Annotated in this window: 28 protein-coding genes; 21 read left to right on the top strand and 7 right to left on the bottom strand. The window is 64.3% G+C overall.

The window, feature by feature from the left end:
• The first annotated feature begins 26 nt into the window (after positions 1-26).
• Entirely contained in the window at positions 27-1,331 is a 1,305-nt protein-coding gene (locus ACSSV8_RS02655) for an NAD(P)/FAD-dependent oxidoreductase (RefSeq protein ID WP_454281421.1), read from the top strand.
• Positions 1,332-1,408: 77 nt separating this feature from the next.
• On the top strand, positions 1,409-2,617 hold the full coding sequence (locus ACSSV8_RS02650; protein ID WP_454281420.1) for a DegT/DnrJ/EryC1/StrS family aminotransferase: 1,209 nt from the start codon (positions 1,409-1,411) through the stop codon (positions 2,615-2,617).
• A 72-nt stretch (positions 2,618-2,689) separates the two neighbouring features.
• Here the strand turns inward: ACSSV8_RS02650 and ACSSV8_RS02645 are convergent, their stop codons facing one another.
• Both ACSSV8_RS02645 and ACSSV8_RS02640 read right to left on the bottom strand, forming a co-directional pair.
• Positions 2,690-3,265 (bottom strand): YceI family protein, encoded by a 576-nt coding sequence (locus ACSSV8_RS02645; protein ID WP_354537090.1) that lies wholly within the window; start codon positions 3,263-3,265, stop codon positions 2,690-2,692.
• A 138-nt stretch (positions 3,266-3,403) separates the two neighbouring features.
• Entirely contained in the window at positions 3,404-3,907 is a 504-nt protein-coding gene (locus ACSSV8_RS02640; RefSeq protein WP_454281419.1) for a hypothetical protein, read from the bottom strand.
• A 233-nt stretch (positions 3,908-4,140) separates the two neighbouring features.
• Here ACSSV8_RS02640 and rpsF point away from each other — a divergent pair, with 233 nt between their 5' ends.
• The 5 genes from rpsF to ACSSV8_RS02615 all read left to right on the top strand — a co-directional run bounded on the left by rpsF (position 4,141) and on the right by ACSSV8_RS02615 (position 7,212).
• Positions 4,141-4,557 carry a 30S ribosomal protein S6 gene (gene rpsF, locus ACSSV8_RS02635; protein ID WP_454281418.1) on the top strand — a complete coding sequence of 139 codons (417 nt, stop codon included), beginning with the start codon at positions 4,141-4,143 and terminating at the stop codon, positions 4,555-4,557.
• 29 nt (positions 4,558-4,586) lie between these two features.
• Positions 4,587-4,814 carry a 30S ribosomal protein S18 gene (gene rpsR, locus ACSSV8_RS02630; protein WP_068292848.1) on the top strand — a complete coding sequence of 76 codons (228 nt, stop codon included), beginning with the start codon at positions 4,587-4,589 and terminating at the stop codon, positions 4,812-4,814.
• Positions 4,815-4,825: 11 nt separating this feature from the next.
• Positions 4,826-5,431, top strand: coding sequence for a 50S ribosomal protein L9 (rplI, locus tag ACSSV8_RS02625; protein ID WP_454281417.1), 606 nt, complete (start codon positions 4,826-4,828; stop codon positions 5,429-5,431).
• Between the two features lie 147 nt (positions 5,432-5,578).
• Positions 5,579-6,280 carry an autoinducer binding domain-containing protein gene (locus tag ACSSV8_RS02620; protein ID WP_354537086.1) on the top strand — a complete coding sequence of 234 codons (702 nt, stop codon included), beginning with the start codon at positions 5,579-5,581 and terminating at the stop codon, positions 6,278-6,280.
• 134 nt (positions 6,281-6,414) lie between these two features.
• On the top strand, positions 6,415-7,212 hold the full coding sequence (locus ACSSV8_RS02615) for an acyl-homoserine-lactone synthase (protein WP_454281416.1): 798 nt from the start codon (positions 6,415-6,417) through the stop codon (positions 7,210-7,212).
• A gap of 117 nt (positions 7,213-7,329) precedes the next feature.
• On the opposite strand, the gene tig is transcribed toward ACSSV8_RS02615, so the two are convergent.
• Both tig and mnmA read right to left on the bottom strand, forming a co-directional pair.
• Positions 7,330-8,661, bottom strand: a complete 1,332-nt coding sequence (tig, locus tag ACSSV8_RS02610) for a trigger factor (protein ID WP_354537084.1) — start codon at positions 8,659-8,661, stop codon at positions 7,330-7,332.
• 114 nt (positions 8,662-8,775) lie between these two features.
• A complete protein-coding gene (gene mnmA / locus ACSSV8_RS02605; RefSeq protein WP_454281415.1) occupies positions 8,776-9,921 on the bottom strand; it encodes a tRNA 2-thiouridine(34) synthase MnmA in 1,146 nt (381 codons plus the stop codon).
• Positions 9,922-10,045: 124 nt separating this feature from the next.
• Between mnmA and sciP the strand changes: the two genes are divergently transcribed.
• The 5 genes from sciP to ACSSV8_RS02580 all read left to right on the top strand — a co-directional run bounded on the left by sciP (position 10,046) and on the right by ACSSV8_RS02580 (position 15,620).
• On the top strand, positions 10,046-10,324 hold the full coding sequence (sciP, locus tag ACSSV8_RS02600; protein WP_454281414.1) for a CtrA inhibitor SciP: 279 nt from the start codon (positions 10,046-10,048) through the stop codon (positions 10,322-10,324).
• 95 nt (positions 10,325-10,419) lie between these two features.
• Positions 10,420-11,139 carry a response regulator transcription factor CtrA gene (gene ctrA, locus ACSSV8_RS02595; protein WP_354537082.1) on the top strand — a complete coding sequence of 240 codons (720 nt, stop codon included), beginning with the start codon at positions 10,420-10,422 and terminating at the stop codon, positions 11,137-11,139.
• Positions 11,140-11,202: 63 nt separating this feature from the next.
• Positions 11,203-13,323: an NAD-dependent DNA ligase LigA gene (gene ligA / locus ACSSV8_RS02590; protein WP_454281413.1), complete on the top strand. Its 2,121-nt coding sequence runs from the start codon at positions 11,203-11,205 to the stop codon at positions 13,321-13,323.
• The gene (recG, locus tag ACSSV8_RS02585; protein WP_454281412.1) at positions 13,320-15,410 is read left to right on the top strand and encodes an ATP-dependent DNA helicase RecG; all 2,091 of its coding nucleotides are present in this window, start codon (positions 13,320-13,322) and stop codon (positions 15,408-15,410) included. Before ligA ends, recG begins: the two co-directional genes overlap by 4 nt.
• A gap of 60 nt (positions 15,411-15,470) precedes the next feature.
• On the top strand, positions 15,471-15,620 hold the full coding sequence (locus ACSSV8_RS02580; protein WP_354537079.1) for a hypothetical protein: 150 nt from the start codon (positions 15,471-15,473) through the stop codon (positions 15,618-15,620).
• A gap of 179 nt (positions 15,621-15,799) precedes the next feature.
• On the opposite strand, the gene ACSSV8_RS02575 is transcribed toward ACSSV8_RS02580, so the two are convergent.
• Both ACSSV8_RS02575 and ACSSV8_RS02570 read right to left on the bottom strand, forming a co-directional pair.
• A complete protein-coding gene (locus tag ACSSV8_RS02575; RefSeq protein ID WP_454281411.1) occupies positions 15,800-17,017 on the bottom strand; it encodes a HAMP domain-containing protein in 1,218 nt (405 codons plus the stop codon).
• 103 nt (positions 17,018-17,120) lie between these two features.
• Positions 17,121-17,576, bottom strand: a complete 456-nt coding sequence (locus ACSSV8_RS02570; RefSeq protein ID WP_354537077.1) for an iron-sulfur cluster assembly scaffold protein — start codon at positions 17,574-17,576, stop codon at positions 17,121-17,123.
• Between the two features lie 66 nt (positions 17,577-17,642).
• Here ACSSV8_RS02570 and hisI point away from each other — a divergent pair, with 66 nt between their 5' ends.
• From hisI to ACSSV8_RS02550, 4 genes are read left to right on the top strand one after another with little or no spacing between them, the layout of a single operon-like run.
• Positions 17,643-18,008, top strand: a complete 366-nt coding sequence (gene hisI, locus ACSSV8_RS02565) for a phosphoribosyl-AMP cyclohydrolase (RefSeq protein ID WP_454281410.1) — start codon at positions 17,643-17,645, stop codon at positions 18,006-18,008.
• Positions 18,009-18,039: 31 nt separating this feature from the next.
• On the top strand, positions 18,040-18,681 hold the full coding sequence (gene gmk / locus ACSSV8_RS02560; protein WP_454281409.1) for a guanylate kinase: 642 nt from the start codon (positions 18,040-18,042) through the stop codon (positions 18,679-18,681).
• Positions 18,678-19,199 carry a gamma carbonic anhydrase family protein gene (locus ACSSV8_RS02555; RefSeq protein ID WP_354537074.1) on the top strand — a complete coding sequence of 174 codons (522 nt, stop codon included), beginning with the start codon at positions 18,678-18,680 and terminating at the stop codon, positions 19,197-19,199. Before gmk ends, ACSSV8_RS02555 begins: the two co-directional genes overlap by 4 nt.
• Before the next feature lie 6 nt (positions 19,200-19,205).
• The gene (locus tag ACSSV8_RS02550) at positions 19,206-20,246 is read left to right on the top strand and encodes an ATP-binding protein (RefSeq protein WP_454281408.1); all 1,041 of its coding nucleotides are present in this window, start codon (positions 19,206-19,208) and stop codon (positions 20,244-20,246) included.
• 9 nt (positions 20,247-20,255) lie between these two features.
• On the opposite strand, the gene ACSSV8_RS02545 is transcribed toward ACSSV8_RS02550, so the two are convergent.
• Positions 20,256-21,167 (bottom strand): LysR family transcriptional regulator, encoded by a 912-nt coding sequence (locus ACSSV8_RS02545; protein WP_454281407.1) that lies wholly within the window; start codon positions 21,165-21,167, stop codon positions 20,256-20,258.
• A 104-nt stretch (positions 21,168-21,271) separates the two neighbouring features.
• Here ACSSV8_RS02545 and ACSSV8_RS02540 point away from each other — a divergent pair, with 104 nt between their 5' ends.
• From ACSSV8_RS02540 to ACSSV8_RS02520, 5 genes are all read left to right on the top strand, one after another.
• Positions 21,272-22,495, top strand: coding sequence for an acyl-CoA dehydrogenase (locus tag ACSSV8_RS02540; RefSeq protein WP_354537071.1), 1,224 nt, complete (start codon positions 21,272-21,274; stop codon positions 22,493-22,495).
• 22 nt (positions 22,496-22,517) lie between these two features.
• Positions 22,518-23,792, top strand: coding sequence for an NAD(P)/FAD-dependent oxidoreductase (locus tag ACSSV8_RS02535; RefSeq protein WP_454281510.1), 1,275 nt, complete (start codon positions 22,518-22,520; stop codon positions 23,790-23,792).
• Positions 23,793-23,880: 88 nt separating this feature from the next.
• Positions 23,881-25,284, top strand: coding sequence for an MATE family efflux transporter (locus ACSSV8_RS02530; RefSeq protein WP_454281406.1), 1,404 nt, complete (start codon positions 23,881-23,883; stop codon positions 25,282-25,284).
• A gap of 204 nt (positions 25,285-25,488) precedes the next feature.
• Entirely contained in the window at positions 25,489-25,932 is a 444-nt protein-coding gene (gene aroQ, locus ACSSV8_RS02525; protein ID WP_454281405.1) for a type II 3-dehydroquinate dehydratase, read from the top strand.
• Positions 25,929-26,684, top strand: coding sequence for a LuxR family transcriptional regulator (locus ACSSV8_RS02520; RefSeq protein ID WP_354537068.1), 756 nt, complete (start codon positions 25,929-25,931; stop codon positions 26,682-26,684). Before aroQ ends, ACSSV8_RS02520 begins: the two co-directional genes overlap by 4 nt.
• Positions 26,685-26,739 lie beyond the last annotated feature (55 nt).

Below are 26,739 nucleotides of genomic sequence, written 5' to 3'. Positions count from 1 at the left end.
TTGAGTATTTCCTGAACGGTGAAACGATGAACCTGCTCCATGCCAATGACCGGCGCGGGAAATATCCCGATAGCTGGTATGCGGCCACCGTCGCGCCGTTGCCGCGTTTCGCGCCGCTCAAGGGGGCTGTGCGGGCCGATGTCTGCGTGGTGGGGGGCGGTTATACCGGCCTTTCGGCGGCGCTGCATCTGGCCGAGGCGGGGTTTGACGTGGTCCTCCTCGAGGCGCAGCGCGTCGGGTTCGGTGCCTCGGGGCGCAATGGCGGGCAATTGGGCAGCGGGCAGCGCATGGAACAGACCGCGCTGGAGCGGCTGGTGGGCGCGGACGACGCCGCGCATCTGTGGCGCCTGGCCGAGGAGGCCAAGGACCTTGTGAAGTCGCTGGTCGCGCGCCACGGCATCGACTGTCACCTGAAACCGGGCGTGGCCCATGCCTGCTTCACGGCGCGCGAGGTGGCCGGGGAGCACGCCTATGCCGAGCATCTGTCCGCGCGCTATGGCTACGGGCAGATCGAGACGCTCGATGCCGAGGGTTTCGCCGCGCTCTGCCCGTCGCCCGCCTACAAGGGGGGCACGCTCGATATGGGGGCAGCACATCTGCACCCTTTGGCCTATGCGCTCGGTCTGGCGCGGGCGGCCGACGCGGCGGGGGTGCGGATTCATGAGGGCTCGGAGGTGCATGATATCCGGCGGGGGGCGCGGGTGCGCGTGGCCACCGATGCGGGCCATGTCGAGGCCGATCATCTGATCCTGGCCTGCAACGGCTATCTGGGCGGGCTTGATCGCCGGGTTGCCGCGCGGGTCATGCCGATCAACAATTTCATCGTGGCAACCGCCCCTCTGGGCGAAGACGCGCGGCGCGTGCTGACGCGCGATGTGGCCGTGGCGGATACGAAATTCGTGGTGAACTACTTTCGACTGAGCCATGACGGGCGGCTCCTGTTCGGCGGCGGCGAGAGCTATGGCTACCGGTTTCCGCGCGATATCCGGGCGACGGTGGCGAAGCCGATGCTGGAGATCTTTCCGCATCTGGCGGGCGTGCCGCTCGAATATGCCTGGGGCGGGACGCTCGCCATCACCCTGCGGCGGATGCCATGCCTGGCGCGGCTTGCGCCCAACATCCTGTCGGCCTCGGGGTATTCGGGGCACGGCGTGGGCACGGCGACATTGGCGGGGCGGCTCATGGCCAAGGCGGTGCAGGGACAGGCGGGCGGATTCGAGTGCATGGCGCGGGTGCCATGCCCGCCCTTTCCCGGTGGCGCAGCGCTGCGCAGCCCGCTTCTGGTGCTGGCGATGAGCTGGTTTGCGCTGCGCGACCGGCTGGGGTTCTGACAGGCTTTGACAAACCGTCATATTTTGGCCCTATATGTTTGGTAAATCCGAAGTCCAGTTTCAGGAAAGCCGAAAACATGACCCGAATGCCCAATGTTCACGCCGCTGATCCCATCCCCGAAACCGCCCGCGCCGAGATCGAGCGCCTTTTGTCGAGCGGCGATCTGTTCCGCTATACCGCGCCGCAAGATGCGCCGGTGACACTCCTGGAGCGCGAGTTCGCGCAGGCCATGGGAGTGCGCTATGCGCTGGCGGTCTCGTCGTGCTCGGCGGCGCTGTTCTTGTCGCTCAAGGCGCTTGGCCTGCCGCGCGGGGCAAAGGTTCTGATCCCCGGTTTCACCTTTGCCGCCGTGCCCTCTTCGGTCATCCATGCCGACTGTGTGCCGGTGCTGTGCGAGGTGGGAGAGAACTACCGGATCGATCTGGCGGATTTCGAGGCGCGGCTGGGGGGCGTCGATGCCGTTCTTGTGAGCCATATGCGCGGGCATACCTCGGACATGGATGCGATCATGTCCATGGCCGAGGCGCACGGTCTGCCGGTGATCGAGGATGCCGCGCATTCGCTGGGCACGCTCTGGCGCGGGCGGCGGATCGGCACGATCGGGCGCGTCGGCTGTTTCAGCTTCCAGTCCTACAAGCTGGTGAATGCGGGCGAGGGGGGTATCCTGATCACGGACGATGCCGATCTGGTGGCGCGGGCGGTGATCATGTCGGGGGCCTATGAGCACAACTGGGCCAAGCACATGGATGCGCCCGATGCCACGCTGGAAGGGGCGTTTGCCCGCTGGCAAAACCGGCTGCCGCTTTACAATCTGCGGCTCAACAATCTTTCGGCGGCGATCATCCGCGCGCAGATCCCCGAGATCGCGCACCGGGTGCGGGCGGGACGGGCCAATCACGATCACGTGGCGGCACGGCTTGACGCCTCTGCCTGGTTCTCGGTGCCGCGGGCGCTGGCAGGCGAGGAACGCGCGCCCGATTCGATCCAGTTCAACCTCGTCAGACTGGACGAGCGCGAGATCTCCGCTTTTGTCGAAGAGGCGGCCGCGCGTGGCATCAAGGTGCAGGTTTTCGGACAGAGCGCCGACAATGCGCGCGCATTCTGGAACTGGGGGTTTCTGCCCGGTGGGGTGCCGGACTTGCCGCGCACGCGGGCGATGCTGATGCGGGCCTGCGATGTGCGCTTGCCTGCGCGCCTGACCCGCGCCGAGTGCGACGTGATCGCCGACACGCTTCTGGTGGCGGCGGAGACGGTGACAGGCGCGCGGCGCGCCTATGGCACCTGACAAAAAAACGGGCCGTCCGCCAGATGCGGACGGCCCCGGCTTCGTGAGTGGAGCCTGGTGAAGCGGGTCCGCTTATTCGGGCTGGCCCGCTTCGATCGAGATACGCAATTCGACCTCGTCGCTGATGAACGGCACGGCCATATCGACCCCGAAATCGGAGCGCAGAAGCGTGGTGGTGGCGTCAAAGCCGATCCAGGGACGGTTGTTCATCGGGTGGGCATCGGCCTTCTTGTTCATCACCGTGTCGAGCACGACAGTCCGGGTGGTGTCCTTGATCGTCAGGTCCCCGGTGATGAGCGCGGTATTCTCGCCGGTCACTTCGATGGCCGTCGAGGTGAAGGTGACAAGATCGCCGTCTTGCGCGCCGAAGAGCTCGTCGGACATGAAATGCGCCTCGCGCTTTTCCCAGCCGGTCATCATGGACATGAGCGGCATGGAAACGGTGACCGAGGAATTGGCCGGCTCTGCCTCGTCGAACTCGATCGTGCCCTCGAAGCCCGAGAACATTCCCGTGGTGGTCGAGAAGCCGAGGTGGTCATAGGTGAAAACAACCTGACTGTGGCTCGGGTCAAGCTGGTAGGTTGCGGGCGCGGCGAGGGCAGGGGTGGTGCCAAGGGCAAGCGCGGCGGCGAGCAGGATACGGTTCATTCAGAAATCTCCAATGCAGGTCATGTCGAATTGACAGGATAAACATTGGGGCCGATCCGGGAAAGAACAATACAGCAGTTTCAAACAAACCTTGTGGATTGGCGAACATCCGCGCGGGCGCGCCGCGCCTCGACCGGATCAGGCGGCGAGCGAGAGTGCCTCGCGCAGATGACGCTCCATGCGGGCATCGCTCACCTCGAGCGACAGGATCAGGCGTCCGGCCCTGTCGCGCGCGCTGAGCATCCCGTCGCGCAGCGACAGTTCCGACAGCGCGTCGAACGGGTGCACGACACAGCGCGCCGGACGGCCGTCAAGGGCCGGATGCAGGATGCGGATCTGGTCATTCCGCCGGTCGATCTGGACAACCGGGCGCGCATCCGGGCGGCGCGCATTGTGCACTGCCAGCAATCCCGCCCAAAGCAGACACAGCGAAAACAGGAGCTTGATCAGCATCATCGCCGGGTCAGCCGCGACCGAGGGCAAGAGCCAGAGCCCGAGCGACGCCCCGATGAAGGCCCCGCCCAGAAGCCGCAAGAGCCCAGGCAGCAGCGCGCGCCCCGCATCGTCGGTCGCCGGTGCATCGGCGGTGTCGGAATATGGCGGGACGAGGAACTCTCGCTCGTAATCGGGAAGTGCGACCATGGGTATACTCCTTCAACTCTTGATCAACAGTCTGGCCCGGAAAAAAGCCGGGATTTGGGCACCGCCGTGGCCGTTCCGGGACGCGCCCGATCCGCCCTTGCAGGCAAGCGCGGGTCAAGCTATACGCCCCCAACCTTTCGCAATCGTTATGATCCGCGCAGACTCTCGTGGACGGGCCGCGAAAGGGCACCCGCCCGTCCTATGAAATGCGCCTTGACAGAAATGGAGACGACATGCCGCTTTATGAGCATGTGATGATTGCGCGTCAGGATCTTTCCAACGCGCAGGCCGAGGGCCTCATCGAACATTTTGGCACCGTCCTCGCCGATAACGGTGGCAAGGTCCTCGAATCCGAGTATTGGGGCGTCAAGACGATGGCCTACAAGATCAACAAGAACCGCAAGGGCCATTACGCCTTTCTCAGAACCGATGCCCCCTCTGCCGCCGTGCAGGAAATGGAGCGTCTGATGCGCCTGCATGACGATGTGATGCGCGTGCTGACCATCAAGGTTGACGCCCATGAAGAGGGCCCGTCGGCGCAGATGCAGAAGCGCGAGGAGCGTGGCGAGCGCGGAGACCGTGGTGACCGGGGCGACCGGAGTGACCGGGGCGACAGGGGCGACCGTCCCGAACGCCGCGAACGCCGCTGAACCATCGCGTGAGAAAAGGACGATAACTCATGGCTACCAAACCGTTTTTCCGCCGCCGCAAGGTTTGCCCCTTCTCGGGCGACAATGCCCCCGCGATCGACTACAAGGATACGCGCCTGCTGCAACGCTATATTTCCGAGCGTGGCAAGATCGTGCCGTCGCGCATCACCGCCGTTTCGGCCAAGAAACAGCGCGAACTGTCGCGGGCGATCAAACGCGCGCGCTTTCTTGCGCTGTTGCCTTACGCCGTGAAATAAGGAGTGACCCGATGCAAGTGATCCTTCTGGAACGCGTGGCCAAACTTGGCCAGATGGGCGACGTGGTCGATGTCAAACCCGGCTTTGCGCGCAATTACCTGTTGCGTCAGGGCAAGGCGCTGACCGCGTCCGAGCGCAACATCGCCGATTTCGAGGCGCGCAAGGCGCAGCTCGAAACGCAGAACCTCGAAACCCGCAAAGAGGCCGAGGCCATGGCCGAACGTCTCGGCGGGCAGCAGTTCATCGTGATTCGTCAGGCCTCTGACAGCGGTGCGCTTTACGGCTCGGTGAGCACGCGCGACGCCGCCGACGCGGCGACCGAAAACGGCTTTACCGTTGATCGCAAGCAGGTGGCGCTCACCCGCCCGATCAAGGAGCTTGGCCTGCACGATGTGACCGTGACGCTGCATCCCGAAGTCGTGGTGACGATCCATCTCAACGTCGCGCGCTCGCCCGAGGAAGCCGAGCTTCAGGCCACCGGCAAGTCCATCCAGGACGCTGCGGCCGAGGCCGAGGCCGCCGCCGATTTCGAGATTGCCGAACTCTTCGACGATCTCGGCGGGGCCGCGTCGGACGATGATTACGCGTCCGCCGAATCGGACGACGACAGAAACTGATCCCCGTGATCGACAATTGACCGCCCGCACCATGTGCGGGCGGTCAATGCATCTGATACCCGCCGGTGGCCGTTCATTCACAAGATTGTCACGCGGGTCAAATTTCAGTTATAGTGCGTCGGTCGCTCTATAATGAGGGCCATCTGCATGGACCTGATCGATCTCAGCACGATACCTGACGCGGATGACCGTTTTGTTCGCTTTCTCGACGATGTCTGTCAGTCGCTGGAATTCGATCATGCCTCCTATGCCACGTTCAATCCCATTTCCGGCGCGGTGCAGGGGTTTGCCAATTACCACCCCGATTGGGTGAACCATTACATGTCCCGTGGATTTCATCGGATTGACCCGACAATCCATGTCGGTCGCAAATCGATCGCGCCGGTGGACTGGACCAGGCTCGAGCGGACGGCCCATTTCCAGACGATCTTTGCCAATGCGCCGGATTTCGGCATGTCGGAGCGTGGGCTTACGGTTCCGGTTCGTGGTCCCTATGGCGATGTCGGCCTTTTCAGCGTCACCCGGAAGTGCCCGGAAGACCAGTGGCAGGCACTTCGCAAACATGTCATCGGCAATCTACAGATGGCTGCGGTTCACATGCATGACAATGTGATGAGTTCCAGCCTTTCGATGTCCGCTCTTCGTCTGCCGGCCCTTTCGCTGCGGGAGCGGGAGATCCTTCAATGGGTGGCCGAAGGCAAGTCGCAGCAGGATATCGGCGATATCCTGTCGATCTCGCATCGGACGGTCGAGGTTCACCTGCGCTCGGCGCGAAGCAAGCTGGGGGCGCTGACGACGCCTCAGGCCATTGGGCGCGCGGTCGGCTTTGGCATCGTGAAGCCGAGTTGAGCGAAAACCCGCCGCGGCGCGAACCTGTCCCGAAATCGTGATCAATATGCCTTCCAGATACGGGAAACCCCTAATGGAATAAATTCGCGCTTTGCGCGAACCTTGCCGGACAAGGCTAAAATGGGGATAGCACAATGATTATCGTTCTTGATGCTCTTAACAGGCATCGCTTTGGCGATGTTGAGAAAGAGATGTATCGCCTTCGGGCGCGTGTTTTTCACGACCGGTTGGGATGGGATGTGACCGTGCGCGACGGACTCGAGAAGGACGAGTTCGACGCGCTGGACCCGGCCCATGTGATCGCGCTTGATGATGACGGGAACGTCGTCGGCTGTATGCGCCTATTGCAGACCACAGGCCCGCACATGCTGGCGGATGTGTTCTCGGGACTGCTGGATGGAGAGCCACCACTCCGAAGCCCGCAGATCTGGGAGGCGACCCGCTTTTGTGTGGATACCGAACGGCTTAGCCGAGGTGGACGGGCGCGGAACTCGATTTCCTACGTGACCTCGGAGGTGATGGTCGGAGCGTTCGAATACGGGCGCAACGCCGGTGTTCTCGATGCTGTGGCAGTTATCGACCCGGTGATGAACCGGGTGATGATCCGCTCGGGCAACGCGCCGTACGATTATATCGGCAAGACGGTCGATATGGGTAAGGTTCATGCCCTTGCCGCGCTGCTTGACTGTTCCGAGGAGCGGATAGCGCGCATCCGCGCCCATGCCGGGATCGAGGGGGACGTTTTCCTGAGCGAAGAGCGCGCTCTTGCGCTGTTTGCCAAGACCAGGATGATTCGACCGGCAAAGACCGCTCTCGAAACCTATTGCGACGAGCAGGTTGCTGCCGCCACCACCAGTGAAAGGGTCGCTGCGCTGCGCCTCAAGGCCGCGCTCGCCGACAGGGTTCGTTCACACTCGGATATCAGCGCCTGATCCCCCAATCTCGCGCATCCCAACCGGGCCTTTCCCGAACCGGGTGTTGATACGAAAAGGGCCGCCCTCATTCTCCCCGGGGCGGCCCTTGCTTTGGTGCGGATATGAGCCTGTGGCTTACATCTCGTTCATGCTTTCGATGGCTTTTTCAAGCTCTTCGCGCGTGATTTCCTTGTCGTTCACCTCGGCAAGCTCGACCACGTAGTCGATGACCTTGTCCTCGAAGATCGGCGCGCGCAGTTGCTGGCGCATCTGCGGGTTCTTCTGCACGAATTCGAAGAATTCGCGCTCGTGGCCAGGGTATTGCCGCGCCTGGGTCATCACCGCCTGGGTCATCTCGGCATCGGTGACCTTCACTTCGGCCTTCTGGCCCAGATCGGCAAGCAACAGGCCAAGGCGCACGCGGCGTTCGGCAAGCTTCACCTGCTCCTCGGTCGGCTCGACCTCGTCGTGATCGTGGCCCTGCACGTCGGGATTGTCCTCGTGCCAGAGCTGGTGCGCGATCTGCTTGGCCTCGGTCTCGACCATGGTGGGGGGCAGATCGAAGCCGACCAGCGCGTCGAGCGCGTCCAGAACGTTGCGCTTGAGAATGGCGCGCGCGGCCCCGGCATATTCCTGCTCCAGCCGCTCGCGGATCTGCTCTTTCAGCGCATCGAGGCTCTCGGCCCCGTATTTCTGCGCCAACTCGTCGTTCACCTCGGCGGCGACGGGTTCCTTGACGGCCTTGACGGTGCAGTCGAACACCGCTTCCTTGCCCGCCAGATGCGGTGCCTGATAGTCGTCGGGGAAGTTGACCGTGACGGATTTTTGGTCACCCGCCTTCACGCCGACAAGCTGCTCCTCGAAGCCGGGGATAAAGCTGCCCGAGCCGAGGGTGAGCGGATAGTCTTCCGCCGCGCCGCCGTCGAACGGCTCGCCGTCGATCTTGCCGACAAAGTCGAATACGATCTGATCGCCGTCCTGTGCAGCGGCCCCGTCCTCGCGGTCGCGGAAATCCTGCGCGCTTGCGGCAAGGTTGCCAAGGGCCTCATCCACGGCGGCATCGTCGGCCTTGACGACCATGCGCTCCAGCTTGACGGCGGAAAGCTCGACGGTCGGGACCTCGGGCAGAGCCTCGTAGCTCAGCTCGATCTCGACATCGTCGCCCTCTTTCCATTCCTTGTTGGACATCTTCACATCGGGCTCGAACGCCGGACGCTCGCCCTTTTCCTCGAAATGGGCCTTCATGGCGTCATCGACGGTCTCTTGCATCGCCTCGCCAAGCATCCGCTGGCCGAACTGTTTCTTCAACAGCGGCAGCGGCACCTTGCCCTTGCGAAAGCCCTTCAGCTCGATATCCGGCTGGGCTTCTTTCAGCTTTTCGGTGACCTTGTCATCGAGGGCCTGCGCCGTCAGGATCATCCTGTAGCCGCGCTTGAGACCTTCGTTGAGGGTTTCGGTGACCTGCATGTTCGTCCTTCCATATGCATCGGGCCGCGGAGGCGTCCGCGGCGGTCAAGATCACGCGCCTTCTAGTGAGGGGCGCACTGCGCCGCAAGGGAAAACCGGCGGGACAGAGTGGGCTCAGGCCCCGCGCCAGATCCAGCCGCCACCCAGCACGCGGCTGCCGCCGGTCTCGTAGAAGACGCAGGCCTGTCCGGGCGAGACACCTTCCTCCGGGGTGAGCAAGTCCACCTCGGCCTCGGTCTCCGACAGGGGGCGCAGCACCGCCTCACGCGGCGGGCGGGTGGAGCGCACCTTGACCGACACGGGCCATTCGGGCCGCGAGGTGAGCGGTGCGACGCCCAGCCAGTTGATCTCGCGCAGGGGCACGGTGCGGGTCGACAGCAGCGCCTTGGGGCCGACGATCACGCGGCGGCCGTCCACGTCGAGGCGCACCACGTAGAGCGGCTCTTCCAGCCCGCCGATGCCAAGGCCCCGCCGCTGGCCGATGGTATAGTGAATCACCCCCTCATGCCGCCCGAGGATGCGCCCGTCGGCATGGACGATCTCGCCCGGATCGGCGGCGCCGGGGCGCAGTTTCTCGATCACGGCGGCATAATCGCCATTCGGCACGAAACAGATATCCTGGCTGTCGGGCTTGTCGGCCACGATCAGCCCGTATTTCGCCGCCAGCGCCCGCGTCTCTGCCTTGGAGGCGAGCCCCCCCAGCGGAAAGCGCAGAAAGGCCAGTTGTTCGGGCGTGGTGGAGAACAGGAAATAGGACTGGTCGCGCGCCGAATCAGCCGCCGCATGCAGTTCGGGGCCGTTCGCGCCCATCTCGCGCCGGATGTAATGCCCCGTGGCCATGCAATCGGCCTCAAGATCGCGGGCGGTTTCAAGCAGGTCCTTGAACTTCACGCGCTCGTTGCAGCGGATGCAGGGCACGGGCGTGGCCCCGGCGAGATAGCTGTCGGCAAACTCGTCGATCACGGCATTTTGAAAGATGTTCTCGTAATCCAGCACGTAATGCGGAAAACCCATTTCCTCGGCCACGCGGCGGGCGTCGTGAATGTCGATGCCCGCACAACACGCCCCCTTTTTCGCCAACGCCGCGCCGTGATCGTAAAGCTGGAGCGTGACGCCCACCACGTCATAGCCCTCTTGCGCCAGCTGCGCCGCCACCACGGACGAATCAACGCCGCCCGACATCGCCACAACCACCCGCGTCTCGGATGGCGGCTTGGCAAACCCTAGCGAATTCAGTGGCATGGTGGTGTCGAGGGACATGGAACGCTCCGGCAAGATCTGTCGAGATGTAGGAAAATCCTAAACATTTTCAAGGCTGTGCTTCATCCCCCGTTAAGCGCGTTTGCGCATTCTGAAGACCGCATCGGAAAAAGGGGTGAGAGTGATGTATCTGAAGAAAGTGGATGGGCCAAGGGCGGTCACGCTGCCGGATGGAACTGCGTTCAGCCGCGCCGATCTGCCACCACCCGAGACCACGCGTTGGGTCGCCTCGCGCAAGCTTTCGGTCGTGCACGGGATCGCCTATGGGTTGATTTCCCGCAGCGAAGCAATGCACATCTATGGGTTGAGCGACGAGGAATTGGACGGCTGGACGCGCGCGGCCAATAGGTTTGGAAAAAAGGGTTTGAAGGTCACCAAGGCAAGAGGAATTGACAACCCTTGAATGAGTTTCGAAAATGTTTCCCGGTGGTAACGCTAGATTAACCATTTCTGCTCAGTGTTGTGAACAAAGCGGCACCATTGAACGGAGACAGACCTATGCGTGTATTGCTCGTCGAGGATGACCCCACCACAACCAAGAGCATCGAGATGATGCTGACCCATGCCAATCTCAACGTCTACACGACCGATCTGGGCGAAGAGGGGATCGATCTGGCGAAGCTTTACGATTACGACCTCATTCTTCTCGATCTCGGCCTGCCGGACATGCACGGGCACGAAGTGTTGCGCCAATTGCGGCTGGCGCGGATTTCCACCCCGATCCTGATCCTGTCGGGCACGGACGACACCGAAAGCAAGCTCAAGGGGTTCGGTTTCGGCGCGGATGACTACCTTACCAAGCCGTTTCACCGCGACGAGCTTGTGGCGCGCATCCATGCCATCATCCGGCGCTCCAAGGGCCATTCGCAATCGGTGATCCGCACCGGCAAGATCAACGTCAATCTCGACGCCAAGACGGTCGATGTGGCGGGGCAGGCGGTGCATCTCACGGGCAAGGAATACCAGATGCTCGAGCTTCTGAGCCTGCGCAAGGGCACCACCTTGACCAAGGAAATGTTTCTCAACCATCTCTACGGCGGCATGGATGAGCCCGAACTCAAGATCATCGACGTGTTCATCTGCAAGCTGCGCAAGAAGCTGGTCGAGGCGACCGGCGGCGAGAACTACATCGAGACGGTCTGGGGGCGCGGCTATGTGCTACGCGATCCCGAACCTGCCGCGCGCTCCGGCGGCGCACCGCTCGCCATCGGTGCCTGAGCGCGTCTGGACCTCGCCCCGCCGCCGCCCTATCACTCGGTTGGGCGGATCACGGAGGGGCCGATGTCCGAAGAGATTTCTGTCGAGCGCCTGACCGGGGCGCAGGCAAGCGCGGAACTGGCACGGCTGGCCGCGTTGCTGGCGCGCGCCAATGCGGCCTATCACGCCGAGGACGCGCCGATCATGTCCGACGCGGCGTTCGACGCGCTCAAGGCGCGCAATGCCGCGATCGAGGCGCGCTTTCCCGCGCTCAGGCGCGCCGACAGCCCGTCCGGTCAGGTGGGCGCGGCCCCCGCGGAGGGGTTTGCCAAGACCCGCCATGCGGTGCGGATGCTCAGCCTTGCCAACGCCTTCGAGGCTGAAGAGATCACCGAATTCGATGCCCGCATCCGCCGTTATCTCGGCCTGGGCGACGACGCTCCGCTCACCTATACCTCCGAGCCCAAGATTGACGGGCTGAGCCTGAGCCTACGCTATGAGGCGGGCCGCCTCGTTCAGGCGGCCACGCGCGGCGATGGCGAGACCGGCGAGAACGTCACCGCCAATGCCCGCACCATCGCCGACATTCCCGAGGCGCTGGAAGGCGCGCCCGACCTCCTCGAGGTGCGCGGCGAGGTCTACATGAGTCACGACGATTTCGAGGCGCTCAATGCGCGGCAGGCCGAAAGGGCTGACAAGCCGTTCGCCAATCCGCGCAACGCTGCCGCCGGGTCGCTGCGCCAGCTCGACGCCACGATCACCGCCGCGCGCCCGTTGAAATTCTTCGCCTATGCCTGGGGCGAGACGTCCGCGCCGCTCGCCGAAACGCAGATGGGCGCGATCGAGCGGCTTGCCGCGCTCGGCTTCCAGACCAACCCGCTCACCGTGCTTTGCGACGGGCCCGAGGCGCTCATCGCCCATTACCGGCGCATCGAACAGGCCCGCGCCACGCTCGGCTATGATATCGACGGGGTGGTCTACAAGGTCAACGATCTGGCCTTGCAGGCGCGGCTCGGCTTTCGCTCGACCACTCCCCGCTGGGCGATTGCGCATAAATTCCCCGCTGAACTGGCCTGGACGCGGCTCGAGGCGATTGACATTCAGGTCGGCCGCACCGGCGCGCTCAGCCCCGTCGCCCGGCTCAGCCCGGTCACGGTGGGCGGTGTCGTGGTGCGCAACGCGACCCTGCATAACGAGGACTATATCGCCGGGCGCGACAACCGGGGCGGCCCGATCCGGGAGGGCAAGGACATCCGCGAGAGCGACTGGGTGCAGGTTTACCGCGCGGGCGATGTGATCCCCAAGATCGCCGACGTGGACCTTGCCAAACGTCCCGCCGGTGCCGCGCCTTACGTCTTTCCCACCACCTGCCCGGAATGCGGTTCGGACGCACGCCGCGAGCCGGGCGATTCGGTGCGCCGCTGCATGGGGGGGCTCATCTGCCCCGCGCAGGCGGTGGAGCGGCTCAAGCATTTCGTCTCCCGCGCCGCGTTTGACATCGAGGGGCTGGGCGCAAAACAGGTCGAGGCGTTCTATCGCGACGGCTGGATCACCGAGCCTGCAGAGATATTCACGCTGCGAGAGCGGTTCGGGCAGGGCCTTCAGCAATTGAAGAACCGCGAAGGTTGGGGCGAGAAGAGCGCCAGTAATCTCTTCGACGCGATTGACGAAAAGCGCACCATTCCCTTCGCGCGGCTTCTCTTCGCGCTTGGCATCCGCCATGTCGGCGAGCAGGCGAGCAGCCTTGTTGCGCGCCATTACGGCACATGGGCCGAGTTCACCGCCGCGATGGACGCGGCCCGTGATCTTCAGGGTCCCGACTGGGAGCGGCTTCTGGGCATCGACGGGGTGGGCGAGGCGATGGCGACAAGCCTTGCGCAGGCCATGACCGAGCCGCATGAACGTGCGAGCATCGAGCGTCTGACCCGCCACCTCACCATCGAGCCCGCCGCACGCCCCGATACGTCCGGCAGCCCCATCGCGGGCAAGACCCTTGTTTTCACCGGCAGTCTCGAAAAGATGACCCGCGCCGAGGCAAAGGCGCGCGCCGAAGCCATGGGTGCCAAGGTCGCGGGAAGCGTCAGCGCGCGCACCGATCTGCTGATTGCCGGACCGGGGGCGGGGTCCAAGGCCAGGAAGGCCGCGGAGATCGGCATCGAGGTGATCGACGAGGACGCCTGGCTTGCCCTCATCGGGGCCGCGTGAGCACCCGGCCCGCGATCCTTTTTCCGCTTTTCGCGGGGGTCGAGACGCTTGACGGCGTGGGGCCGAAGACCGCCAAGCATCTTGCCACGCTCGACATCACCCGCCCGCGCGATCTTCTTTTCACGCTGCCCTGGTCCGGGGTGGACCGCCGCCGCCGCGCCACCGTGCAGGGGGCCGAAATCCCCGGCGTGGTCACGGTCGAGGTGGTGGTGGGCCGACATGATGCGCCCGCGCGCCCCACGGGTCCCTACCGTGTGGTGGTCGAGGATGCCGCGACCAGCTTTCACCTGATCTTTTTCCGCGCGCGCGGCGACCATCTTCGCCGCCTTCTGCCCACGGGCGCGCGGCGCATTGTCTCGGGCAAGGTGGAGCTTTTCGACGGTATCGCGCAGATGGTGCATCCCGATCATGTCCTGCCCATCGAGGAGGCGGGCGAGATCCCCGATTTCGAGCCGGTCTATCCGCTGACCGCCGGCGTCACGCAGAGGGTGATGGCCAAGGCGGCGCAGGCGGCGCTTTTGCGCGCGCCTGACCTTGCCGAGTGGATCGACCCCGCGCAGAAGGCGCAGGCGGGCTGGCCCGACTGGAAGGAGGCACTGCGCGCGGCGCACGCCCCGTCCTCGCTGCGCGATCTGTCGCCTGCGCACCCCGCGCGCGAGCGGCTGGCCTATGACGAGATGATGGCGCATCAACTCACCCTTGCGCTTGCGCGCGCCAAGCTGCGCCGCGCCAAGGGGCGTGCGACCGTGGGAACCGGCGCGTTGCAGGCACGGGTCATCAAGGCGTTACCCTTCGCGCTGACCAACGCGCAGACCCGCGCGATTGCCGATATCGCCGCCGATATGGGCCAGCCCATGCGGATGAACCGCCTGCTTCAGGGCGATGTCGGCGCGGGCAAGACGCTGGTGGCGTTCAAGGCGCTCCTGATCGCGGTCGAGGCGGGCGGGCAGGGGGTGTTGATGGCCCCCACCGAGATCCTCGCGCGCCAGCATTTCCAGGGGCTTGCTCCGCTGGCCGAGGCGGCGGGCGTGCGGCTTGAGATCCTCACGGGGCGCGACAAGGGGGCCGCGCGCACGGCCAAACTCGGCGCGCTGGCGGCGGGCGGGATCGATATTCTCGTGGGCACCCATGCGGTCTTTCAGAAGGATGTGGAATTTGCCGACCTGCGCCTTGCCATCGTCGATGAGCAGCACCGTTTCGGTGTGCGCCAGCGGCTCGAGCTGGGCAAAAAGGGCGCGCAGGCCGATGTGCTGGTGATGACCGCGACGCCCATCCCGCGCAGCCTTGCGCTGGCGCAATATGGCGACATGGATGTGAGCGTGCTGGACGAGAAACCGCCCGGCCGGCTGCCGATCAAGACCGCGCTGGTCAACACGGGCCGGATGGACGAGGTCGTGGATCACCTGCGCCGCGCCATTGCCGAGGGGCGGCAGGCCTATTGGGTCTGCCCGCTGGTCGAGGAAAGCGAGGCGGTGGACCTCAGCAGCGCCGAAGAGCGGTATCGCCGCCTTCGCGCGGCGCTTGGCGAGGGGCGCGTGGGGCTGGTGCATGGCCAGATGCCGCCCGAGGAGAAAGACGCGGCCATGGCGCGCTTTCAGCGTGGCGAGACATCGGTGCTGGTGGCAACGACTGTGATCGAAGTGGGGGTGGATGTGCCCAATGCCTCGATCATGGTGATCGAGCGCGCCGAAAGCTTCGGTCTGGCGCAACTCCATCAGTTGCGCGGGCGGGTGGGGCGCGGCACGGCGGCCTCCACCTGCCTTCTGATGTATCAGGCACCCCTGTCCGAGGGCGGGCGGCGGCGGCTCGAGACGATGCGCGACACCGAGGACGGGTTTCGCATCGCGGAGGTCGATCTCGAGATGCGCGGCGCGGGCGATCTCATCGGCACGGCGCAGTCCGGGCTGCCGCAGTTTCGCGTGGCCGATCTCGAGGCGCAATCGGCGTTGATGGCGGTGGCACAGTCGGACGCGCGCACATTGCTGGCAGGTGACCCCGACCTTGCCTCGCCGCGCGGACAGGCGGCGCGGGTGCTCCTGTGGCTGATGGAGCGCGATCAGGCGATCCGGCTGATTTCCGTGGGATAGCGTTTTGTTCTCTTTTGTTCTCATAAAGTTCTTTACATTGGCCTGCCAATATGAGAACACTTGAGCAACATCACGGAGGAACACGCCATGTTGCACCAGATCAGGACAACCGCCGCCCGCGCCGGGGACACGCTCCTTGGCGATGCGATCGGGGCCGTTGCCCTTATGGTCACGCTTATTGGCGCGCTCTACCTGCCCGCGATGTTCTGACCGGTTTCTGCCTGCCGGTGCGCGGCTCTTGCCGGTCCCCCCTGTCCCAACACGGGGATCGTGCACTCTGCCTGTCCCAAGGGTTTCGGGTTTGCTTCATTCCGCCCGATTTATCCCCATGGGCCGCGTAACCGGCCACTGATCCGCCGCCGTTCCCCGGAACGTGCGGCGGTTTTTTTTCATCCGCCATCCTTCGGCGGATTGATCCGCTGCACCAGAACCGACCCGGTCTCGACGATCCCGCGCATCCGCTCTTCCAGCCGGATCATCTCCGACATGGCGCGTTTGAGCTTGTCGCTCTCGTCGCCCAACTCTCCCAGATCGGCAAAGACGCGTTCGGTCGTAGCGATCTGGGCCTCGGCATTGCTGACCACGGCGTGCAGATCCCCGACGAGACCTTCCAGTTCTCGCGCGCCGCTCTTTTCCTCGAGCGTGCGCACGGCACTGCGCGCCGCATCGAACCAGGCCTGCGAAAGGCGCGGTTCGGCCTTGGCGCTGAGCATGGCCGAGCGTTCAAGCCGCCGGATCCGGCTGGTGAGCCCGTCGATCCGGTCGCGTAACTCGCTCTGGATGCTGACGATATCGGCATTGACGGCAACGACGCGCGCGAGCACGGCGTCAAGCTCCTCCATCAGTTTGCAGACCCGGTCGAGAAACAGGTTCAAATCGCGCGCCAGCACGCCGAATTCGTCCGCCGTGCGAATCTCGGCCCGATGCGTCAGCCCGCCATAGGCGCGCGCGAGGTTGCTGACCACCGCGCGCAGGCCCAGAAGCGGCTCGAGCCGCGCGCGCAGGATAAGAAAGAGCAGCACCGAATGCAGCACGATCTTGCCCACCGACAGCGTCGCGGTGAGGCGCATGTCGCTCACCCATTCGGCGAAATCCGTGGCCAGATCGCGCCGCACCACCACCGAACCCAGAACATCGCCGACATCGGCCTCGGTATGGCAGGCAAGGCAGAAGGGTTCGGCCGTGATGGGCTGTTGGGCGATATTGTGCCGACGCGCAGGCCAATCGCCCTGGGGGATGCCCTCGGGGGTAAAGCCGAATCCCGCCTCGATGGAGGTGACGGTGACCGGTGAGGGGGTGATGGCGATGCGATAGCCCAGATCGCCCCAGTTGCGTTCGAGGATCGGATAGAGCGTGCGTGCCGCCACCGGCCCGCCCTCGTTGCGCATGATCGAGCGCACATCGTCGGCAATGGTGTCGGCGGCCTCTTGCACCACCTCGGGTCCCTGCACGCGAAAGCCGTAATAGACCATCCCCGCCTTGAGCGCGAATTCGAGCACCGTGACGAGCACCAGAAGCACGAAGAAATCGCGGATCATGTGGATGAGAAAGGACTGGTCGAACCGCCCGATCAGCGGGCTTTTCTCGTCGAGCGGGCCTTGGGCCATGTCAGATCCCTCGCTGTTACCAGAGCAACTAGGCACGAAAAGCGAAAGGGAAAGTGAAACGCCCCTCACCGCGCGACGCAAATGCGCGAGCGGTCTGACACAATCAGGCGCAGGAGGTCTGCGCCGCGATCTCCTCCATCGCCTCGGTGGCAGCCTCGAGCGTGAGGAGGATCGAGGCATGACGGTTCTTGTAGTCGCGCGCGGGGCGCAGCACCTCGAGCCCGTCAAAGGGCGCGGGTGGGGTGGGACCATCTGATTTCAGCATCTCGCGCAGCGCATCGCGCGCACCCCGCACCTGCGCCAGATCGCAGCCGGGGATATTGGCCCCCACCACGCTCGCCGCCGCCTGACCGAGCGCACAGGCGCGCACCTCGGCGGCATAGTCGCTGACGCGGCCCTCGGACATCGAGAGATCGACCGTCACGGTCGAGCCGCAGAGCGGCGCGCGGCGCTTGACGCTGGCCTGCGGCGCATCCAGCCGCCCGTGTCGCGGAATATCCGAGGCCAGTGCGAGGATGCGCGCGGAATAGAGCTTGATCAGGTCGGTTTCGCCGCTCATGGCTTTCCCTTTCGTCCGTTGCCCCATAAATAGACCCGACACGCCCCGATGCAAAAGGATTTCGCCATGGGATTCGACCCCGCGACACTAAAGTATGATGCGCAGGGCCTCATTCCGGCCATCGCACAGGAGGTGGAGACCGGCGAAGTGCTGATGATGGCCTGGATGAATGCCGAGGCCGTGGCACGAACGCTCGCGACGGGTCGCGTGACCTATTGGAGCCGCTCGCGCGCGGCGTTCTGGGTCAAGGGCGAAAGCTCGGGCCATGTGCAGGAGCTGGTGGAAATGCGCATCGACTGCGACCGCGATTGCCTTTTGCTCCAGGTGCGTCAGACCGGGCCTGCCTGTCACACCAACCGGCGGTCGTGTTTCTACCTCGCGGTGCGCGACGGCGCGGAAACGGAGATCATGGCGCCTGTGGCGGGCGCGTAATGAGTATTTTCAGAACGATGAAGGGCAAGGCATGGGCGCGCGACGGGGGCTTTTGATCATCCTTTCCTCGCCTTCGGGGGCGGGAAAATCGACGCTGTCGCAACGGTTGCGCGATTGGGACCCGAGCCTGCGGTTTTCGGTCTCGGCCACCACGCGCGCGCCGCGTCCGGGCGAGGTGGACGGGCAGGATTACCATTTCATGTCCGAGGACGCATTCAAGCGCGCGGTATCCGAGGGCGAGATGCTGGAGCACGCGCATGTCTTCGGCAATTTCTATGGCTCGCCCAAAGGCCCGGTGCAGGCGGCGATTGACGCGGGCCGCGACGTGCTCTTTGACATCGACTGGCAGGGCGCGCAGCAGATCCGCAACTCGGACCTCGGGCCGCATACGCTGTCGATCTTCCTCTTGCCGCCCTCGATCCGCGAATTGCATCGCCGCTTGCAGGCGCGCGGGCAGGATGCGCCCGAGGTGATCGCGCGGCGGATGCAGAAGAGCTGGGACGAGATCAGCCATTGGGACGGCTATGATTTCGTGCTGGTCAACGAAGACCTTGACGCCACCGAGGCAAAGCTGAGAACCATCATCGAGGCGACGCGCCTGCGCCGGTCGCAGCAGCCGTGGCTGACCGATCATGTGCGTGCGCTGCACGCCGAATTCGAGGGGATGCAATGACCATCTACGCCCTTGACGGCCATGCGCCGCAGTTAGATCCCGAGACCTGGGTCGCCCCTGATGCCAATATCATCGGCAAGGTGGTGCTGGAGGCCGGGGCCTCGGTCTGGTTCGGCTGCACCTTGCGCGGCGACAACGAGGTGATCCATGTGGGCGCGGGCACGAATGTGCAGGAACACACCGTGATGCATACGGATATGGGCTATCCGCTGGTGATCGGGGCGGGCTGCACCATCGGGCACAAGGTGATGCTGCATGGCTGCACGATCGGCGAGAACACCCTTGTCGGGATGGGGGCCACGGTGCTGAATGGCGCGCGGATCGGGCGGGATTGCCTGATCGGCGCAGGCGCGCTCGTGACCGAGGGCAAGGAGATCCCCGATGGCAGCCTTGTGATGGGGGCGCCGGGGCGCGTGGTGCGCGCGCTCGACGCGGCGGCGATTGCCGGTCTGCGGGCCGCCGCACAGCATTACCAGGACAACATGCGCCGGTTTCGCGCCGGGCTGCGGGCGGTCTGACGCGCGATGCAGGGATTTGGCTCGGTCCTTGCCGGTATGCCCTTCGCGGCGCTGCTCATCGGGCCGGACGAGCGCATCCATGCCGCCAATGCCGCGGCGCGCGAGATGCTGGGGCCGGGCATCGAGGGACGGCATTTCCTGACCGCGCTGCGGCAGCCCGACGTGCTTGACGCGATCGAGCAGACCGGGCGCGACGGGCAGGCGCGGCGCACCACCTATCAGACATCCGAGGGCGGGCGCGACAGCACCTTTCAGGTGCATGTGGCGCATGTGGATGCGGGGGCTTCGGCGCGCGGCGTGCTGGTTGCCTTCGAGGATCTGACCGAGCGCGAGCAGGCCGCGCAGATGCGCCGCGATTTCGTGGCCAACGTGAGCCATGAGTTGCGCACGCCGCTCACCGCGCTCATCGGGTTCATCGAGACGCTGCAAGGCCCCGCCCGCCACGATCAGGCCGCCATCGACCGGTTTCTGGCGATCATGGGCCGCGAGGCGGCTCGGATGGAGCGGCTGGTGCATGACCTGCTGTCGCTCAGCCGGGTCGAGGGCGAGGAGCGTATCCGCCCGCGCGAGCCGGTCGATCTCGCGGGGATCATCGGCACGGTGATGACGATGTTGCGCCCCCTCGCGCACGAAAGCGGCAGTGCCATGAAATTCTCGGGCGGGCAGGGGTTTGTCGTGCCCGGCAATGCCGATCAGTTGCAACAGGTCTTTACCAATCTGCTGGAGAACGCGATCAAATATGGCGGACAGGGCAACCAGGTGGAGATCACGCTGGAGCATCACGCCCGCGATGCCACCCTGCGGATGCCGGCCATCGTGGCGAGCGTGCGCGACCATGGTCCCGGCATCGACCCGCTGCACATCCCGCGCCTGACCGAGCGGTTTTACCGCGTCGATACGCATCGCTCGCGCGAGATGGGGGGGACCGGGCTTGGCCTTGCCATCGTCAAGCACATCGTCAACCGCCATCGCGGACGGCTTCGGATTGCGTCCGAGCCGGGGCAGGGCAGCACGTTTTCGGTGATCCTGCCGCGCTGGAACGGCTGAGATCGGGGATCAGCGCGGCAGGCCGTCTTCGTCCTCGGCCTGTCCGGCCAGCCAGTTGCGGAACGTCAGGAGCGCCGGATCGCGGGCATTCGCCTCGGGCCACACAAGGTAATACGCGCCGGTCATGAGCGTCTTGTCGCCCCAGGCCACGGCAAGGCGTTCCGTGGCAAGATCCTGTTCGGTCAGGTAATCCGGCAAGAGCGCCACGCCCAACCCATGCAGCGCGGCCTGCGTTATGGTTGAGAATTGATCATAGACCGTGCCGCCTGGCCGCGCCTCGGGCACGCCGTGCGCCGCAAACCATTCCGCCCAGGCATGGGGCCGGGTCTCGATATGCAGGAGCGGCAGGCGGAGCATGTCCGCCGCGTCGGCAATGGCACCGTATCGGGCAAGAAGATCGGGGGCCGCCACCGCAAGAACCGCCTCGCTCCTGAGGCGGAGCGCGGTCGTTCCCGGCCAATCCGCTTGTCCGAAATGTATCGCTGCATCAAAGCTTTGCGAGGCGAAGTTGAACGGGCGTAACCGCGTGGAAAGGTTGATCGTCACCTCCGGGTGACGCCGGGTGAAATCGGCGAGGCGCGGCACCAGCCAGCGCATCCCGAAGGTGGGCAGGATCGCAAGGCTGAGGCTGCCGCCGAGCGGATTGACCGTCAGCCGGACCGAGGCCTGGGCGATCTGCTGCAAGGCGGCCCGCACCTTTGCGGCGTAAGTGGCCGCTTCCGGTGTCAGACGGATATGCCGCCCCTGCCGCAGAAACAGGGATACGCCAAGTTGTTCCTCCAATGTTTTCAATTGCCTGCTGACCGCACTTTGTGTTTGCGCCAACTCCTCCGCCGCCGCTGTCGCGCTGCCGAGACGGTCGAGCGCCTCCAATGCGCGCAGCGCGGAAATCGAGGGGAGGAAACGACGGGGCAGAGTCATACTTGCGTAAATCTCATGATTTCATGTGAAAATATCGTTATTCCGGTCGGTTTTGCTAGTGTAGTCTGTTCGAAAGCCGTAACAATTTTCATAAGGAGGCTGCCATGAACGTGGAAGCACCGACCCTGCGCGCCAAGGATTCACCGGATCTACACTCTTTCGAGTGGAGCGATCCGTTCCGCCTTGCCGATCAACTCTCCGAAGAGGAGCGCATGATTGCCGAGAGCGCGCGCACATTCGCGCGGGAGGTCCTGCAACCGCGCGTCATCGACGCCTATCGTGAAGAACGGGTGGATCCGGACATCTTCCGTGAGATGGGGCAAATGGGCCTGCTCGGCACGACGATTCCCGAAGAATATGGCGGGCTTGGCAGCAATTACGTCAGTTACGGCCTGGTCGCGCGTGAGATCGAGCGCGTTGATTCGGGCTATCGCTCGATGATGAGCGTGCAAAGCTCGCTCGTGATGTATCCGATCTATGCCTATGGCTCGGAGGAGCAGCGGCGCAAGTACCTGCCGGGTCTGGCCAGTGGCGAGCTCATCGGCTGTTTCGGCCTGACCGAGCCGGATGCGGGCAGCGACCCTGCAGGCATGAAAACCCGTGCGGTGCGCATTGACGGTGGCTATCGTCTGACCGGATCGAAGATGTGGATTTCCAACAGCCCGATTGCCGATGTGTTCGTGGTCTGGGCCAAGTCCGAGGCACATGACGGCAAGATCCGGGGGTTTGTGCTGGAAAAGGGCATGAAGGGGCTGAGCGCGCCGAAAATCGGTGGCAAGCTGAGCTTGCGCGCCTCGGTCACGGGCGAGATCGTGATGGACGGTGTCGAGGTGCCGGACTCTGCACTTTTACCAAATGTTCAAGGGCTTAAAGGGCCTTTCGGATGTTTGAACCGGGCACGCTACGGCATCGCCTGGGGGGTGATGGGGGCCGCCGAATTCTGCTGGCACGCCGCGCGGCAATATGGCCTCGACCGCAAGCAGTTCAACCGCCCGCTGGCGCAGACGCAGCTTTTCCAGTTGAAACTCGCCAATATGCAGACCGAAATCGCGCTTGGGCTGCAAGCCTGCCTGCGCGTAGGACGCCTGATGGACGAGGCGAACGCCGCGCCCGAAATGATCAGCCTGATCAAGCGCAACAATTGCGGCAAGGCGCTGGAGATTGCCCGCCACGCCCGTGACATGCATGGCGGCAACGGAATTTCCGAGGAATTTCAGGTTATTCGCCATATGGTCAACCTTGAGACGGTCAACACCTACGAGGGCACGCATGATGTTCATGCGCTGATTCTCGGTCGGGCGCAGACCGGGCTTCAGGCATTTTTCTGATGCGCAGGCGGGGGGAGTTATCCTGAAAAAAACTCATGGGTCGGTCACGAGCAATCTATGGGGCAAGACGGCGGTAAGCGCCCCTGATGCGGCCAGCTTTCAAGGTGAGCGAAGCGTCGATCTGGCGATCATCGGCGGGGGATATACCGGGCTCTCTGCGGCGTTGGCGGCGGCGGAGCAGGGGGCCGAAGTCACGCTTCTGGAAGCCGAGACCGTGGGGCATGGCGGCTCTGGGCGCAATGTCGGGCTGGTCAATGCCGGGCTCTGGCTGCCGCCCGAGGCGGTGAACGCGCGGCTCGGGCCGGCGGCAGGCGAGCGGCTCAACGCGGCTCTCGCAGCCGCGCCTGATATGGTGTTCGATCTGATCGAGCGTCACGCAATGGCGTGCGAGCCGGTGCGCGCCGGGACCTTGCACCTTGCACATGCGCGCAACGGATTGAAAGATCTGGAAAACAGGGCGGCGCAACTTGCAGCGCGAGGGGCACCCGTGCGCCTTCTGGACGCCGCAGAGACGGCGCGGCGCACCGGGTCTGACCGCTTCCATGGCGCGCTTTATGATCCGCGCGCGGGGACGATTCAGCCGCTTGGTTACGCGCGCGGACTTGCCCGGGCGGCGCAGGACGCGGGCGCGCGGCTGCATGAGAAAAGCCCGGTCGTTGCGGTGCAGCAAGTGGGGGGGCAATGGATCCTGCGCACGAGCGGCGGCAAGCTGCGTGCGCGTTCCCTGATCGTCGCCACCAATGCCTATCATCAGCCGATCGACCAGACCCCGGTTCCGAAGGTGCCGATCGTCCAGTATTTCCAGATCGCCACAGAGCCGCTCGGGGATAATCTTGCCGGCGATATTCTCATGAATGGAGAGGGGTGTTGGGATACCGGACTGATCATGACCTCGCTGCGTCGTGATCGTGCCGGGCGGCTGATCCTCGGCGGCATGGGCGGAGGCGGGCGCATCCATGAGGATTGGGCGCGGCGCAAGCTGGCGCAACTCTATCCACGTTTGCGGGGTGCCGGGATCGAGCACACCTGGTCCGGGCGCATCGCGATGACCGGGGACCACCTTCCCAGAATTCGTAGGTTCGGCCCCAATGCCTTTGCAATATATGGATATTCCGGGAGAGGGATCGGGCCGGGAACGGTCTTTGGCCGCGCCGTGGCGCACGCGCTCATCGAGCAGAGCGAAACCGCCTTGCCGGTGCCCGTGATTGAGGGCCACCACGAACCTTTCGTGCGCCTCAAGACCCTGTTCTATGAGACAGGCGCGCGGCTGGCCCATTTCGCCGCCGCCCGCTCATGACATTTTCGCACAGGACCTGTGACCGGGTCCCGGCTTGGCGATGCGCGCGCGCGCGCCTATCTGCCTGCGAAACAAACCGGAGCGCCCCATGGCCCTGACCGATACCGACGCGCGCTTTACCCAAGGCAATCTTTTCCGGCATGTCACCGTCATGTCGGTCACGTCGAGCCTGGGCATTGCGGCGATTTTTGCCGTCGACCTGATTGATGTGCTCTTCATCTCGATGCTGGGCCAGGCCGAGCTTGCGGCGGCGGCGGGCTATGCCGGGGTGGTGATGTTCTTTGCCAGCGCGATGAATATCGGCCTGTCGATCGCGGCGGGCGCACTCGTGGCGCGGGGCCTGGGACAGGGCAACAAGCGTCTGGCCGCCGAACACGCGGCCAGCACGGCTGTGGTGGCGGTGGCGTTCGGTGCCCTGCTGCCGCTTCTGGCCTTGCCGAATATTCATGCCATTCTCGGGTTGCTCGGGGCCGAAGGAGAGGTGGCAGACCTTGCCGCGCGCTATCTCTGGATCATCCTGCCGACCACGGCACTCTCGGGATTGGCGATGGTGGCCGTGGCGGTGTTGCGCGCCCATGGCGACGCGCGGGACGCGATGACGCCATCGCTGCTTGGGGCTCTGGTCAACGGCGTGGCCGATCCGATCCTGATCTTCGCAGTCGGGCTTGGCCTGGACGGGGCGGCGATTGCGACGGTCCTGGCGCGTCTGGCCACGGCTACGATGGCCTTGTGGTTGGCGCAGAAGGGTCATCGGGGGTTCTGCTGGCCCGATCTGCCCTGTCTGCGGCGCGACCTGAAAGACGCGCTCGGCATCGCGCTGCCCGCGATGCTGGCCACGGTGGCGACACCCGTCGGCACGGCCATCGTCACGCGCGAGATGGCGCGCCACGGCTCGGACGCGGTGGCGGGCATGGCGGTGATCAACCGGCTGGTGCCGTTTGTTTCCGCGGTGATTCTGGCGCTGTCGGGTGCGCTCGGGCCGATCTTCGCGCAGAATTTCGGGGCAGGGCGGATGGACCGCGTTCTGGGCACATTCCGGGAGGGGCTGCGCTTTCTGACAGTTTACGTTCTGGGTGTCTCGGCACTTCTGTTCCTTGTGCGAGAGCCGGTCGCCGATCTGTTTGATGCGACCGGCAAGATGCGGGATTTGCTATATCTTTTCATGGGCCCGCTGGCGCTGGCGATGATCTTCAACGGGGTGATCTTCGTCTCCAATGCGGCCTTCAACAATCTCGGACATCCGGGATATTCGACCGTGGTCAACTGGGGGCGCAACACGCTTGGCACCTGGCCGTTTGCGGTTGGCTTCGGGATGATCTGGGGGGCCGAGGGGGTGCTTGTGGGGCAGGCTGTTGGCGGGGCCTTGTTCGCGGTGGTCGGTCTGTGGCTGGGGCTTCGGGTGATCGAGGCCCCGTGTCGCGACCCGCTTGGCGCGCATCATACATGCCCGGATCAGCGGATGCAGGTCGTCTCGCATCGCAGTTACCGGTGACAGGCAGCACACATGAATTGCGCATAATCAGTATTATGTAATATTAATGCCTGCCACGAAGACGCGTCCTGTTCGGAATATCGCGCCAAATCAGATAATTGAACGGTTGAGTTCAAAACGCGGCTTTGACGTGACTTTCCCGCCTCCGGCTCTCGACAGAAACCCGCCAAGAGGTTTATTCCCATGGGTAAAGGAGCGTTTCGCATGCCATCCATTCTGATTCTCAACGGCCCGAACCTCAACCTGCTCGGCACGCGTCAGCCAGAGGTCTATGGCCGCACGACACTGGCGGACATCGAGACCATGTGCCGTTCCCATGCAGAGATGCTGGGTATCGACCTCGACTTCGCGCAGAGCAACCATGAAGGCGCGCTGGTCGATGCCATTCAAGACGCGCGCGGGCGTCATGGCGGTCTCATCCTGAATGCCGGGGCCTATACCCACACCTCGATCGCGTTGATGGATGCGATCAGCTCGGCCGAGGTGCCGACGATCGAGCTGCACCTGTCCAATGTCCACGCGCGCGAGAGCTTTCGCCACATCTCTTATATATCCAAGGTTGCGCTTGGTGTGATCTGCGGCTTCGGCGCGCAGGGATATATCCTGGCCATCGACGCGATGCGCGGCCATCTGGAGCGGGCCGGATGATCGAGCCTGCGGCTGTTACCCGGCTGCTCGACGCCACGACCATGGAGGAGTTGTGGGACATCCACACCCGCACCATGGCCGATTACGGCTTTGACCGGCTGCTTTACGGCTGCACACAGTTCCGCACCTCGACCTCGCTCGGGAATCCGGATGATTTCATCGTCCTCACCAATCATGCGCCCGCCTATATCGAAGGTTTTGTGCATGGCGGGCTCTATTTCCACGCTCCGATGGTGCGCTGGTCGCTGGAGCATGACGGGGCGTGTTCCTGGTCGCTTCTGGCACCGCGCTTTGTCGCGAACGATTTCACCTGTGAAGAGCGTGCGGTGATTGATTTCAACCGCAAGCACGATGTCACGGCGGGCTATTCGATCAGCTTCAAATCGCTGCGCCCGCGCATGAAGGCGGCGATTGCGCTGACGGCGCGCGCGTGCATGACGCAGGCGGAGGTCGACGCGCTCTGGCAGGCGCATGGCGCGACGATCCTTGCGCTCAACAATATCGCGCATCGCTGCATCCTCTCCCTGCCCTACGATTCGCCCAAACGCCCGCTTACCGAGCGGCAGCGCGAGGTGCTGGGCTGGGTCGGCGATGGCAAAGCGGTGCAGGACATTGCGATTCTCATGGGGCTGACGCCTGCCACGGTGGAAAAGCATCTGCGCCTTGCCCGCCACGCGCTTTCGGTCGAAACCACGGCTCAGGCTGTTCTGAAAGCAGCATTTCAGAACCAGATTTTCGTCCTCGACCGGTAATTTTATTTCAAAATCAAATGAATCATCTGCGGTAAGGATTTCCTTACTTCCTTTA

The sequence above is a fragment of the Roseovarius sp. MBR-79 genome, from assembly GCF_053628555.1.
This window is presented reverse-complemented; position numbering and strand designations above follow the sequence as displayed.